General features: G+C 53.3%; 10 protein-coding genes, 2 tRNA genes and 1 pseudogene. 9 read left to right on the forward strand and 4 right to left on the reverse strand.

Annotated features, from left to right (window positions below; genetic code table 11):
* The first annotated feature begins 467 nt into the window (after nt 1-467).
* The 3 genes and pseudogenes from HMPREF3142_RS18465 to HMPREF3142_RS18475 all read left to right on the forward strand — a co-directional run bounded on the left by HMPREF3142_RS18465 (nt 468) and on the right by HMPREF3142_RS18475 (nt 3196).
* Nucleotides 468-1293 (forward strand): annotated as a pseudogene (locus HMPREF3142_RS18465) (TetR family transcriptional regulator C-terminal domain-containing protein).
* A complete protein-coding gene (locus HMPREF3142_RS18470) occupies nt 1226-2146 on the forward strand; it encodes an MDR family oxidoreductase (protein ID WP_235290188.1) in 921 nt (306 codons plus the stop codon). The pseudogene HMPREF3142_RS18465 and the gene HMPREF3142_RS18470 overlap by 68 nt, the downstream one beginning before the upstream one ends.
* Nucleotides 2147-2263: 117 nt before the next feature.
* A complete protein-coding gene (locus HMPREF3142_RS18475; protein WP_070612285.1) occupies nt 2264-3196 on the forward strand; it encodes a nucleoside recognition domain-containing protein in 933 nt (310 codons plus the stop codon).
* Here HMPREF3142_RS18475 and HMPREF3142_RS18480 read toward each other — a convergent pair.
* On the reverse strand, nt 3107-4729 hold the full coding sequence (locus HMPREF3142_RS18480) for an alpha/beta hydrolase (protein WP_070612286.1): 1623 nt from the start codon (nt 4727-4729) through the stop codon (nt 3107-3109). The genes HMPREF3142_RS18475 and HMPREF3142_RS18480 overlap by 90 nt on opposite strands.
* Before the next feature lie 270 nt (nt 4730-4999).
* Here HMPREF3142_RS18480 and pmrD point away from each other — a divergent pair, with 270 nt between their 5' ends.
* Together pmrD and HMPREF3142_RS18490 are read left to right on the forward strand one after the other, a co-directional pair.
* Nucleotides 5000-5245, forward strand: a complete 246-nt coding sequence (gene pmrD, locus HMPREF3142_RS18485) for a signal transduction protein PmrD (protein ID WP_008804171.1) — start codon at nt 5000-5002, stop codon at nt 5243-5245.
* A gap of 130 nt (nt 5246-5375) precedes the next feature.
* Nucleotides 5376-6830, forward strand: coding sequence for an AMP nucleosidase (locus tag HMPREF3142_RS18490; protein WP_008804170.1), 1455 nt, complete (start codon nt 5376-5378; stop codon nt 6828-6830).
* 168 nt (nt 6831-6998) lie between these two features.
* On the opposite strand, the gene HMPREF3142_RS18495 is transcribed toward HMPREF3142_RS18490, so the two are convergent.
* The 3 genes from HMPREF3142_RS18495 to HMPREF3142_RS30235 form a co-directional block, all read right to left on the reverse strand.
* Nucleotides 6999-7074 (reverse strand) — tRNA-Asn (locus HMPREF3142_RS18495).
* Nucleotides 7075-7202: 128 nt separating this feature from the next.
* Nucleotides 7203-8639 (reverse strand): EmmdR/YeeO family multidrug/toxin efflux MATE transporter, encoded by a 1437-nt coding sequence (locus HMPREF3142_RS18500; RefSeq protein ID WP_042948427.1) that lies wholly within the window; start codon nt 8637-8639, stop codon nt 7203-7205.
* An 8-nt stretch (nt 8640-8647) separates the two neighbouring features.
* Nucleotides 8648-8827 carry a DUF5951 family protein gene (locus HMPREF3142_RS30235; RefSeq protein ID WP_220095895.1) on the reverse strand — a complete coding sequence of 60 codons (180 nt, stop codon included), beginning with the start codon at nt 8825-8827 and terminating at the stop codon, nt 8648-8650.
* Nucleotides 8828-8832: 5 nt separating this feature from the next.
* Here HMPREF3142_RS30235 and HMPREF3142_RS18505 point away from each other — a divergent pair.
* The 4 genes from HMPREF3142_RS18505 (at nt 8833) to HMPREF3142_RS28230 (ending at nt 12535) form a co-directional block, all read left to right on the forward strand.
* Nucleotides 8833-8908: transfer RNA gene (locus tag HMPREF3142_RS18505), tRNA-Asn, on the forward strand.
* Between the two features lie 179 nt (nt 8909-9087).
* On the forward strand, nt 9088-10362 hold the full coding sequence (locus HMPREF3142_RS18510) for a tyrosine-type recombinase/integrase (protein ID WP_070612287.1): 1275 nt from the start codon (nt 9088-9090) through the stop codon (nt 10360-10362).
* 119 nt (nt 10363-10481) lie between these two features.
* Nucleotides 10482-11885: a UvrD-helicase domain-containing protein gene (locus HMPREF3142_RS18515; protein WP_070612288.1), complete on the forward strand. Its 1404-nt coding sequence runs from the start codon at nt 10482-10484 to the stop codon at nt 11883-11885.
* Entirely contained in the window at nt 11885-12535 is a 651-nt protein-coding gene (locus HMPREF3142_RS28230; RefSeq protein ID WP_077270048.1) for a DarT ssDNA thymidine ADP-ribosyltransferase family protein, read from the forward strand. Before HMPREF3142_RS18515 ends, HMPREF3142_RS28230 begins: the two co-directional genes overlap by 1 nt.
* Nucleotides 12536-12538: the final 3 nt, after the last annotated feature.

Here is a 12538-nt window from a genome sequence, read left to right on the forward strand (position 1 = left end):
AGACGCCGATAATAGAGGTCAGCAATCTCTGTATGATGGCGATGTTATTTAAACTACGGTGCGCCTCATGCCGAACCAGGGGTGACAATGTGTTTTATCGTACCGCCTTTGTCAATCCGCCATCGTCTGCAAATAATTGACAATCCGCGTCTGCGACAGCGCAATGCAGGTATCTCTGGCGCTCGTCTATCCCACCTGATGGTCATCACGGATCAATATATTTTTATATTATTAGTTCTTCTTATCGTATTTCGAATACGGATATTACCAGGCAACCTAATAGAATTCGCAGAGTAATATTTCTCTGCCGAAAACAACGTTTATCGCCGTACAGTACCAGAACATGCTCATGCCTGGCCGCCTTCCTGACCCTGGTTTTCGACATCCCTCTCCTCCGCCACGCTGCGCTTGCCCCATCCCGGGTTTGGGCGTACCCTGACCAACAATTAAACCACACGGTCTAAATGATGAATCCCGATACCTCCGCCGTCCTGAAGCCCCGCCGCGGTCGTCCACCCAAGGTCGATCGCCAGTTTGACGATACGCGCCAGGCGCTGATTCGCTCAGGCCTTGAAGTGCTGACCGAAACGGGCTATCTCGCGGCGGGTATCGAGGCCGTTATCAGGAATATCGATGTGCCCAAGGGATCGTTTTATCACTGCTTTAAAAGCAAGGAGGCCTTTGGCCTGGCCGTGCTTAGCGCCTATGGCGACTTTTTTGCGCATAAATTAGATAAATTCCTGCTGGACGACGCCGTGCCGCCGCTGGAACGGATGGCGGCTTTTGTGCGTCATGCCGGTCAGGGTATGGAGAAATACCAGTTTCGCCGCGGTTGCCTGGTGGGCAACCTCCTGCAGGAAGCCCCGCTGTTACCCGGCACCTTTCCCGGGCGATTAAAAGCGATCCTGACGGCATGGGAGTCGCGCGTGGCCCGCTGCCTGCACGAGGCGCAGGCTGCCGGAGCGATCGCCCGCGACGCCTCACCGGACGCGCTGGCCCAGGTCTTCTGGATCGGCTGGGAAGGCGCGGTGATGCGCGCCAGGCTGTGCCAGTCCGCCGCACCGCTTCACCAGTACTGGGAATTTTTTGCGCACAGTATGACAACAAAAACACCTGCACAGGACGGCGTTAGCGCCGATAACCCCCTTCCGACGAGGAATACTCTGTCATGAAAGCATTAGTTCTGGACCAGATCGACAACCGCACCGTCGCCGCCATCAAAGCGATCGACCTGCCCGCCCTTGCCGAAGGCGACGTTCGGGTCGCTATCGACTGGTCGAGTCTCAACTATAAAGATGCCCTGGCGATCACCGGCAAAGGCAAAATCATCCGTCAGTTCCCGATGGTGCCTGGTATCGATTTTTCGGGCCGGGTGAGCGAAAGCCGCGATCCGCGCTTTGTTCCCGGCCAGGCCGTGATCCTCACCGGCTGGGGCGTGGGCGAAAACCACTGGGGTGGCCTGGCCACCGAAGCCTGCGTCAAAGGTGACTGGCTGGTTGCCCTGCCGGCGGCGCTCAGCGCGCGCCAGGCGATGATCATCGGCACCGCCGGCTTTACCGCGATGCTGTGCGTTGATGCCCTCGTCAATGCGGGCGTCACTCCGGAAAGCGGGGAAATCCTGGTTACCGGCGCCAGCGGCGGGGTCGGCAGCACCGCCGTGGTGTTGCTGAAAGCGCTGGGCTACCGGGTGACGGCGGTATCGGGCCGGGAATCGACGCACGATTATCTTCGCCAGCTAGGCGCCGATGCGATCCTGCCGCGCAGCGACTTCGCGGAGACCCGTCCGCTGGAGAAACAGCTGTGGGCGGGCGCGGTGGATACCGTAGGCGGCACGATGCTGGCCAAAGTGCTGGCGCAGACGCAATACCGCGGCTGCGTCGCCGCCTGCGGTCTGGCCGGGGGCTTCGATCTACCGACCACCGTGATGCCGTTTATTCTGCGCAACGTGCGCCTGCAGGGGGTGGACTCGGTGATGGTGCCGACCGCTGAACGCGACGCCGTCTGGCAGCGTCTGGCCCAGCTCCTGCCGGAAAGCTACTACCAGCAGGCGGCCACCGAAATCACGCTGGAGCAGGCGCCAGCGTATGCCGCAGATTTCCTCAGCAACACGATTCACGGCCGGACGCTGGTCAATATCGGCCAGTAATCCTCTTCTCCCGGCGCCCGTGGGGCGCCGGACTTCGAGAGGATCAAGGCATATCATTTCCTTCCCCACGGGATTATGATGACGCGAACCGATGCCTTTGCGAGTGGTAAAAAGTAAATGGATGTCATAAGCATCATTATGGCGGCGGGTAAATCATCCGTTGACGTTGCACTGTATACGCTGTTGCCGATTATGGTGATCATGCTGATCATCATGAAATATCTGGAGGTCCGCGGCATCCTCGATGTGATTGTTCGCTGGGTTGCCCCGCTGCTGAAGCCCTTCGGCTTAACCGGGATGAGCGCCTTCGCCCTGATCCAGATTAACTTTGTCAGCTTCGCCGCCCCGCTTGCGACGCTGTCGATTATGGACAAACGCGGCGTCTCGGACCGGCAAATGACCGCCACGCTGGCCATGGTGTTCGCCATGGGGCAAGGCAACGTCTTTTATCCCCTCACCCCTTTTGGTCTGCACTGGCTGGCCTCGATCATTATCTCGGTGATCGGCGGGCTGTGCGCGGCCGCCGTCGCCTGGCACGTCACCGGACGGCGCTTATCGGTCGCCGAGAATCCCCGCGCGGAAGCGTTACCTAACGCCGAGCAAAACAGCCAGGGCATACTGGCGGTGATCAACAGCGCCGGCTCCGACGCCATCCGCCTGGCGCTCGGCGCAGTCCCGATGCTGATCCTGTCGTTAACCATTGTCGGACTGCTGCAGGGCGCCGGGGCTATTGACCTGCTACAGCAGGCGCTGAAGCCGGTACTTGGCTGGCTGCATATCCCGCAGAACTTTGTTCTACCGGCGCTGGTGAAGTGCGTCGCCGGGGGCACCGCCTACTTTGGCGTCATTTCTGAGCTGATCCAGCAGGGCAAAGTCACCGTCAGCCAGGTCAACGCCTCGGCCGGCCTGCTGATCCAGACCTTTGACCTCCCCGGTATCGGTATTTTTCTCGGCATCAGCTCACGGTTTGTCCGCCTGTTTCGCTTTGTCGTTCCCGCGGCGATCGTCGGCATCCTGCTGCGTACCGTTCTGCACCTGCTCCTGTTTTAACGCCTCTGCTCTGGCCTGCGCTTTCAGGCAGGCCGCCACCGCCGCCTGTTCGCCGCAGGTGATGTGCTCATCGACGCGCGCCAGCATCCACGGAAAGAAAGGATTGGAGGTGACGCGCATTAACGTCTCCAGCCCCACGCTCAGCGTTCCGGTTTCCCCTCGCAGTGAAATAGTGCCCAGGCTGATGCCGTAGCGGTTCTTCTCGTCCGGCTCGCGACCATACAGCGAGTCGCTCAGGGGAAACGGCACCGCCACATGCGACAGAGAGTACATATCCGCCGGCCAGGCGAGATGCAACGGATAACGATGCTCATCCCGCTCCTGCGCCAGCGTGGTACGGGCGATGGTCTGCAGCGTGTGCGCCGTCGCGTTGGTCACCACCGTGGTGGTATAGGCCCGCGGCGCCGGGGGCAGCAGCGTATTGACTGCCGCATAGAGCGCGGGACGGAACAGGACCCGGAGATCCGCCGCCTGGTTAATATCGAACACCACCAGCTCGCTGCCGTTATCCGGCAGGTAGCGATACAGGGACTCCACCACCGCGCGGGTGCTGACCGTGGAATCCATCACCGACTGAAAGGTCAGGACCGGCGGCAGCGCTTTCAGCTCGCCCTGACGGGACGCGCGGATAATCTGCTGCTGCAGCGCCTGGCTCAATAACCAGGACTGTCTTGCCGCCTTGACCGGAAAGGAGTTGTACTTGAAGGGATTAAACTCAGGCGCCACGTTCAGCCAGGCCGCGCGGGCGAACGCCGGGAAGATGGACGGCAGCCCGGCGAGGCCAGCGAAACGGGCAAACGCGGTCACACCGATCATCGGCGACAGCAGGATAATCTGCTGCGGCTGGCGCAAGTGATTGTCTTCCAGGCTATCAAGAGCATACTTGAGCGCCAGCGCGCCGCCGTTAGAGTAACCGACCAGATGCAGCGGCACGTCCGCCCCGGCCAGGCGCGTCGCTTCGCGCACTGCCAGACGCGTCGCCGCCAGCCAGGTCTCCCAGTCCACCGCCGTTAACGCCCCCGGCGCGGTGCCGTGTCCCGGCAAACGCGGCACCACCGCCACATAACCCCGCTGCTGCCAGAGTTGCGCCAGATAGCGCACGCTGTAGGGCGAATCAGTCAGGCCATGGAGCAGCACCACGCTGCCGCGCGGCTTGCCCTGCGGCAACAGCACAAAAGAACGATTCCAGTCCTGCTTAAACTGCCCCGGCCAGACCCGGCTGTGACGATAAAAGCGGTTGACCGGGGTTTTATCTTCCTCCGGCAAAGCCTCTGTCACCTCGCGCTGGAGATCGGCGAAAATCGTCTTCTCCCGCGCCAGATACTGGGCAAAGGTCGCCTGGTCGATCTCTTCGGCCGACATCTCGTTGGCGCTCCAGGTATGCCAGCGATGCAGGGCCGGGCCTCGCTGGGACTCATAGATCCGCCCGGCGAGAAAGACCACCAGCAGCACCAGTACCGCAATGATCCCTTTTTTTAGCAGTGAGCCAATCACGGCGCCCGACGTTCGCCAGTGGCGTAAAACATGCTTCATGACGCTCCCTCTTATATTTTTCGCGTAGCCGAACTCATCTGCCCTATTCCTGACAGGCTATTTTCACTGTCTGCTTCTCAGCATAGTCATCGGTTCCGGCAAATTAAACCCGGCAGATCATTCATGTTCGGTGAAAAAAAGCCTACCGATGAGATCAACGTTCGGTCGCGTATTTTTAAACACTGTATAAACCAAGGGGATAATCTTATTGTCAGACCTTGAGGAAACATGAATTATCGGCAGGGACGCAATCAGGACAGGAAGATATAGATGGAGTGGTGGGTAAAAAAAGTACGAAAAAATTCAATGACCAGCTCCTGCTGCGTCGTGCTGCAGAGCGGTGCGCTGGAGATGATTGCGGAAATTGAAGCTTGTCGCCTCCACCTGCAGGAAGGCGATAAACTCACTCCGCTGGCCAATGCTCGTTATTGTCTGAATAATAACCCGGCGCAGACGTTGAAGATCCTCAAAGCCACTCATTATAGCAGTGAGCGCTGGGCCAAACTCGGCGGATAAAGAGCACGTCCGGCCCTTAGCCAGTTATAGTCTCAGTATCTTCGCATCCAATATATAAATTCCCCTTCGTCCTTTTCACGCTGTGACATACTATCGGGAATGTCAGCAGACCTGAAACAAGGAGCGAATAATGAATCACAAGGCCGCCAGTCTGACCCCGGAACAAGCGCTTGCCGAGCTGGAAGCGCGCTATGAAGCCTCGGTCACGGCGTTACGCAAGGCCATCGGCGACTATATCGACCATAATACGCTCCCTGATACCGAAGCCCGTGCGGAAGGCCTTTTTGTCTACCCGCAGCTGTCGGTCTCCTGGGACGGCGCCGATCATAAAGCCCTCAAAACGCGCGCCTGGGGACGTTTCACCCATGCCGGTTGCTATACCACCACCATTACGAATCCGAAACTGTTCCGCCACTATTTGCTGGAACAGCTGACCCTGCTGTATCAGGACTATGGCGCGCATATCAGCGTCGAGCTGTCGCAGCATGAGATCCCCTATCCTTATGTGATAGATGGCTCCACCCTGACCCTCGACCGCTCGATGAGCGCTGGTCTGACGCGCTATTTTCCCACCACCGAGCTGTCACAGATTGGCGATGAGACCGCGGATGGCCTGTTCCACCCTACCGAGTTCTATCCGCTGTCGCACTTTGACGCCCGCCGCGTCGATTTTTCGCTGGCGCGTCTGCGTCACTACACCGGCACGCCGGCGGAACACTTCCAGCCCTACGTGCTGTTCACCAACTATACCCGCTATGTGGATGAGTTCGTCAGCTGGGGCTGCAGCCAGATCCTCGATCCCGACAGCCCCTATATCGCCCTCTCCTGCGCCGGCGGGATCTGGATCACCGCGGAAACGGAAGCGCCGGAACAGGCCATTTCCGATCTGGCGTGGAAGAAGCACCAGATGCCAGCCTGGCATCTGATCACCCACGACGGCAAAGGGATCACCCTGATTAACATTGGCGTCGGCCCGGCTAACGCCAAAACCATTTGTGACCATCTGGCGGTACTGCGCCCCGATGTCTGGCTGATGATTGGCCACTGCGGCGGCCTGCGTGAAAGCCAGGCTATCGGCGACTATGTGCTGGCCCACGCCTATCTGCGCGACGACCATGTGCTGGATGCGGTACTGCCGCCAGATATTCCGATCCCCAGCATTGCCGAAGTGCAGCGTGCGCTGTACGACGCCACCAAGCAGGTGAGCGGGATGCCCGGCGAGGAGGTGAAGCAGCGGCTGCGTACCGGAACGGTGGTCACCACCGACGACCGTAACTGGGAGCTGCGCTATTCTGCTTCGGCGCTGCGCTTTAATCTCAGCCGCGCGGTGGCTATCGATATGGAGAGCGCGACCATCGCCGCCCAGGGCTATCGCTTCCGCGTGCCTTACGGCACGCTGCTCTGCGTCTCGGACAAACCGCTGCACGGTGAAATTAAGCTTCCCGGCCAGGCCAACCGTTTCTACGAGGGCGCTATCTCCGAGCATCTGCAGATAGGCATCCGGGCGATCGACCTGCTGCGCGCCGAGGGGGATCACATGCACTCGCGTAAGCTACGCACCTTCAACGAACCGCCGTTCCGTTAACCGGTGACGCAGGGATAGAAAGGAAACACGCTGGCGTTCCCCGCAGGGGATCGTCAGTGCCGGGATGAGCGAAACTAACGGCCCGGCGAGAACTTTGGATGTGCGTCCACAGGGAAGCGTGGCGCGCAGAAAAGCAAAAAGCCTGCTCGAAAGCAGGCTTCTTAAATTTGGCTCCTCTGACTGGACTCGAACCAGTGACATACGGATTAACAGTCCGCCGTTCTACCGACTGAACTACAGAGGAATCGTGTGGACGGGGCGCATATTATCGATGACGCCCGGCGCTGTCAAAGCCTGTTTTCAATAAAATGAATCGTTTGCCGAATTATTCTTCACTTTGCGCAAAAAATGGCGTTCATCCCCGCAAACGGCTCAGGTTTCCTCCGACGTGGCCTTCACGCGCGGGTACTTCCACAGCCAGCGCCCGCTCACCATGCGGAAGTAAAACAGCACGCCGCGCACCGCCCAGTCGAGCACCATCCCCAACCACACGCCTATCACGCCCATCCCCAGCACGATACCCAGCGTATAGCCCGCCACCACCCGGCAGCCCCACATGCCCAGCATTGACACCCACATGGTATAGCGTACGTCGCGGGCCCCCTTAAACGCGCAGGGTAAGGTCCACGACAGCGACCAGATTGGCATAAACAGGGCGTTGAGCCACAGGAGCTGCTTCACCACCTCTTTCACATCGTCTTCATGGGTATAGAACGAGGCAATGAAGCCGGCGAAGGGGGCGCTGCCCCAGGCGATCAGCGTCAGAATGATCGTCGACAACCAGAACACATGCCAGGCCTGGAATTCAGCCTGACCAATCTGCCCTTTTCCCAGTCGCTTACCGGTGATGATCGTCGAGGCGGAGCCGAGGGCGTTGCCCGGCAGGTTAATCAGCGAGGCCACTGAAAAAGCGATAAAGTTGCCGGCGATAACGTTGGTACCCATCCCGGCGACAAACATTTGAGTCAGCAGCTTGCCGCCATTGAACAGGACCGATTCGATACTGGCCGGGATGCCGATCCCCATCACCTCCCAGATAATGGCGAAGTTAAAGGGTTTGAAGTAGCCCTTCAGCGACAAGCGCAGCGCCGGATTGAGACCCACCATCAGCACCCAGATAGTGGCTATCGCGCCAATATAGCGAGCAATGGTCAGCCCAAGACCGGCGCCGACAAACCCCAGCCCCGGCCAGGAGAAGATGCCGTAGATGAGCACGCTGCTGATTAAAATGTTGAGGATGTTCATCCCGCCGTTGATCAGCAGCGGGATTTTGGTGGTTCCGGCGCCGCGCAGTGCACCGCTACCGATCAGCGCAATCGCCGCCGCTGGATAGCTCAGCGCCGTCAGCTCCAGGTAGGTCAGGGCCAGGGCCTTAACCTGCGCAGTGGCGTCACCGGCGACAAAATCAATAATCTGCTGACCAAAGGCATGGATCACCCCCGCCAGCAAAATGGAAAACAGCGTCATAATGGCCAGCGACTGACGCGCGGCCGCTCTCGCCCGCCGCCGATCGCGCTTGCCAAGGCTAAAAGCCACCACCACCGTGGTGCCAAGATCGATGGCGGCAAAGAACGACATGATCACCATGTTAAAGCTATCGGCCAGCCCCACCCCGGCCATGGCCTCTTTTCCCAGCCAGCTGACAAGGAAGGTGCTCAACACCCCCATCAACAGCACACAGGCATTTTCCAGCAGAATGGGGACAGCGAGAGGGCTGATTTCGCGCCAGTACAGCACACGATAACGCTGACGTTTTTTAAACCAGGATGTCCGTTCGACGGCCTGGCGTACGGCGGAGGTGACGTTCAAGAGAGACCTTAGTGAGAGATGTTGAAACAACATTTCAAATGATGATTGAGAAATGGATATCCTGCAAAGTATTTTTCCTGAATAATTGTCGGAAATGACAACAAATTGTCGATGGAAGCGGCAGTTGCGCCTGAACAGGCGAATTGATGTTTGACAAAAGATTTTTCGCCGCTAAGATACGACTCCACACGATTCCTCTGTAGTTCAGTCGGTAGAACGGCGGACTGTTAATCCGTATGTCACTGGTTCGAGTCCAGTCAGAGGAGCCAATTTAAGGGAAGCAGACGTTCACTGACGTCTGCTTTCTGCATTTTTGTCAGTTGGTTATCCCTTCTTTCACGTTCATCCTCGTTCACTAAAAACCACTCGAAGCCATACCCATTTGCTGGTAAAAATGTTGGTAATGGTAGTTCGATTGCGTTTTTACCAACAAGCGAGGGATGCCGTTATGCCACTTACTGATACCAAAGTAAAAAACGCCAAGCCCCTTGATAAGGAATACAAGCTAACCGATGGCTTTGGTATGTTCCTTCGCGTTACCCCCAAGGGTTCTAAATATTGGCAAATGGCCTATCGTTTCGAAGGGAAGCAAAAACTTTTCTCTATCGGTGTTTACCCTGCTGTTTCACTTGCTGATGCAAGACAGCGCCGTGATGAAGCTAAAAGGCTTCTTGCTCAGGGTATTGACCCTAATGCAAAGAAACAGGCAGAGGTTAAAGAGCTGAAAGCCAAACGCGACAACACACGCTCTTTCAAGGCTGTGGCCAAAGCTTGGTTTTCTACCAAAAAGAAATGGTCAGAAGATTATCGTCATACCGTATTGAATCGCCTTGAAACCTATATCTTCCCGGATATTGGCAACCGAGACGTTACCGAGCTTGCCACTGGCGATCTGTTAGCCCCCATAAAAAAAGTAGAAGCCCTTGGCTATCTCGAAGTTGCTACACGAGTTAAGCAATACGTGACGTCCATTTTACGCTATGCCGTCCAACAGCAGCTTATCCGCTATAACCCGGCTTACGATCTGGAAGGTTCTATTCAGAAATCAGAAACTGAACACCGCCCTGCGCTGGAGCTTGAAGAGATCCCATTGCTACTTGAACGTATTGATGGCTACAAAGGCCGCAGACTGACCACACTGACGATTCAACTTAACCTGCTGGTGTTTGTTCGTTCCAGCGAGCTGCGTTTCGCCAGATGGTCAGAGATCGATTTCAAAAGCAAACTGTGGGTTATCCCCGAACAGCGGGAAGTCATCGATGGCGTGAAATATTCAGGTCGTGGCACCAAGATGAAGCGTAAGCATTTCATCCCTCTCTGCCGTCAGGCAATCGTGTTGCTGAAAGAAATTAAACAGCTCACCTATGAAGATGGCAATGATGAAGGATTTATCTTTACTGGCAGCTACGACAGCTTCAAGCCAATGAGTGAAAACACCATAAACAAGGCGCTACGTAAGATGGGTTACGATACCAAACACGACATTTGTGGTCATGGCTTCCGCACGCTGGCCTGTAGTGCTCTAATTGAGTCAGGTTTGTGGTCAGAAGACGCTGTAGAGCTTCAGATGAGTCATAAGGAAAGCAATAGCGTCCGTGCGGCTTATACCCACAAGGCCAAGCATCTTGACCAGCGCCGCTTAATGCTTCAGTGGTGGGCTGATTATCTCGATGCCAATCGAAATGATATGGTCAGACCGTTTGAGTTTGCACAGCGAATTTAACTTCGTTTATGCTAAGGGTGGCATTTGATTAGATCGCACATCAGCTTTGTGAGGACATATACCCGATACACAAAATATTATTATTGCATTGATATCATTTTTAGTTATAAGGAAATATTATGAGATTTTTGTCAATAGTCACCCCAACCCCCGAACAGCGTGCATTAGCGGGACAGAATCGACCGGGAGTAGAAGTCATTTATGGTTCAGCAGGGAGCGGTAAAACTACTACCGCCCTATTGAGATTAAAATCTTTATGCTACATGATCCAGACAAAGCATCGTCGAGAAAATAATATAGAACCAATCAATATCTTAGTATTAACGTTTAACCGAACTTTATCTGGATATATTAAAAACTTAGTTTATAGTCAACTTGACCCCAGCATAAAAATAAATATTGAAATAAGTACATTTAGTCGGTGGGCGATCAACAAGTTACATAGCCGCCCCAATATATTCGATAAAATTGATGAAACCATTTATACATTAGCTAGAAACACAAATATATTATCCCCAGAATACGTAATAAAAGAGGTGGAATACTTACTAGGTAGATATCCACCTGAAAGCATTAATGATTATATACATACAGAAAGAACAGGCCGAGGAAATACGCCAAGAGTCGATAGAGAATTAAGGCAGCGAATTTTAAATGAGATAGTTAATCCCTATAAAAAAACACTATCGAATTATAGGAGTATTGATTGGAATGACCTTGCAGTGATGATGGGTAGAAATATCCCATCATTAGGTTATGAAATTATCATTGTTGATGAAACACAGGATTTTTCTGCAAATCAGCTTCGTGCAATCAAGCACCATCTCGCAGATTACCACACGATTACTTTTGTTACAGATACAATCCAACGTATATATGCAAGAGGATTTACATGGTCTGAGGCTGGTTTTGACGTCCGCCCAGAAAGAACACACAGACTAAAAATTAATTATAGAAATACCAAACAAATAGCAAAATTCGCAGCATCCTTTTTACGAGGAATAAATGTTGAAGACGATGGCTCAATTCCAAACTTACATGAAGCCATTACTGATGGTATTTTACCAGAAGTCATTTGTGGTATATATAGAAATCAAATTAGCTACGCGATAGATTTTATAAAAAGAAATATTGATTTAAATGTCGAAACTATTGCATTCTTACATCCGCTAGGAGGCGGCTTTTTTTCATTTTTAAGGACTAAACTTCATTCTAACAACTTAAGTTTTAGAGATATAACACGAGACTCAGATTGGTGCGATATGGATGCTAGTATAGCCTTATCAACATTTCACTCAGTTAAAGGATTAGAATTTGATTACGTATTCATTTTAGGGCTTAGTGATCAGACGACTACTTACTCTGAAGAAAACATTGATGACCAATTTTTGGTTTTAAGAAAATTATTAGCTATGGCAATAGCTAGGTCCCGGAAAGGTGTTTTTTTAGGCTATAAAAAAGGAGAAGAGTCTGACCTCTTGCAATTCCTTGAGGAAGGGACATACAAAGAGGTAAACCTATAATGATTAATTACAAGGGAAGAGGAATATCAGAAATATTACATTTCACAACTAATAGAGGATTATTAGGAACCTTAGTTAGCAAAAAGCTCCTATCAAGATATCGGCTTACAGATGATAAGTTATTACAGCATATACTATATCCAAATGCAGCCATTCGCCCTGAAATTTCAGAATATTTTGATAAAAAAGAAAACTGGATAGACTATGTAAACTTATCAATTTCTGAGATCAATAGAAGGTATTTTGATGTATCCAAGAGATGGCATAAAGATCAAAACATATGGTGGTCAATATTATCTTTTGACCCAATCATTATTACTCATGAAAATGTTTATTTCGCCACTACAAATAACTCCTATGCCCCATGCATACGGCAGTCAGGGAGTACTGGGTTCGATTCTCTTTTTGAACCAATCATAGAGAGAAAAACGGGATGGAAAGCTTTTCGTCGGAATCGGCCACTATGCTTGCCAACTTGCGAACAAGCTGAAGTCCTTTACCCTCAAGAACTTTCTACCAATTGGCTAAAACGCATCTATGTGATTGATGACGAAACACATGATATAGTTGGAGGATGGCTAGATGAATTTGAGTTTGATGGAATTGAGATCGTGATTTCTCCAGAAAAATTTGCGGGGATGCCAAATTGAAAA

Origin of the sequence: Klebsiella sp. HMSC16C06 (assembly GCF_001808325.1) — a bacterium.
In the GTDB taxonomy this organism is placed as follows: domain Bacteria; phylum Pseudomonadota; class Gammaproteobacteria; order Enterobacterales; family Enterobacteriaceae; genus Klebsiella; species Klebsiella variicola.

Excerpts from the sequence above, each read along its gene's own strand:
- HMPREF3142_RS18510 (WP_070612287.1), top strand. The coding sequence starts at position 9,088 with ATGCCACTTACTGATACCAAAGTAAAAAACGCCAAGCCCCTTGATAAG.
- HMPREF3142_RS18490 (WP_008804170.1), top strand. The coding sequence starts at position 5,376 with ATGAATCACAAGGCCGCCAGTCTGACCCCGGAACAAGCGCTTGCCGAG.
- HMPREF3142_RS18515 (WP_070612288.1), top strand. The coding sequence starts at position 10,482 with ATGAGATTTTTGTCAATAGTCACCCCAACCCCCGAACAGCGTGCATTA.
- HMPREF3142_RS18480 (WP_070612286.1), bottom strand. The coding sequence starts at position 4,729 with ATGAAGCATGTTTTACGCCACTGGCGAACGTCGGGCGCCGTGATTGGC.
- HMPREF3142_RS18475 (WP_070612285.1), top strand. The coding sequence starts at position 2,264 with ATGGATGTCATAAGCATCATTATGGCGGCGGGTAAATCATCCGTTGAC.
- HMPREF3142_RS28230 (WP_077270048.1), top strand. The coding sequence starts at position 11,885 with ATGATTAATTACAAGGGAAGAGGAATATCAGAAATATTACATTTCACA.
- pmrD (WP_008804171.1), top strand. The coding sequence starts at position 5,000 with ATGGAGTGGTGGGTAAAAAAAGTACGAAAAAATTCAATGACCAGCTCC.